The sequence below is a fragment of the Rhodoplanes roseus genome (genome assembly GCF_003258865.1).
Taxonomy (GTDB): domain Bacteria; phylum Pseudomonadota; class Alphaproteobacteria; order Rhizobiales; family Xanthobacteraceae; genus Rhodoplanes; species Rhodoplanes roseus.
Map to the genome: position 1 here is coordinate 1 of NZ_NPEX01000894.1, position 258 is coordinate 258.

Genomic DNA, 258 nt, shown 5'->3' on the forward strand with positions numbered 1-258 from the left:
AGGTAGAAAGACAGAAGATGGGCGTTGAGCTCGGCGATGAGCTCACGCACCTCCGGCTGATCGGGATGCTCCGCAGCAATAGACGCTGACTGTTCCAGAACCGCCGTCACGGCTCATTCCACGACTTTGGGAACCAGGAAGAAATTGTCTTCGCTCAAAGGCGCGTTGGCGACGATGTCGGCGGCCTTGGCCCCGTCGGTGATCTCGTCGGCCCGCATCTTGAGCGTCATGGCGGCGACGGAGGTCATCGGCTCGACG

General features: G+C 61.2%; 1 protein-coding gene. It reads right to left on the reverse strand.

The genetic code is table 11. From position 1 onward, the window contains the following. Positions 1-113 precede the first annotated feature (113 nt). On the reverse strand, positions 114-258 hold a 145-nt coding region (locus CH341_RS32895; protein WP_146604807.1), incomplete at its 5' end, for an Asp-tRNA(Asn)/Glu-tRNA(Gln) amidotransferase subunit GatC.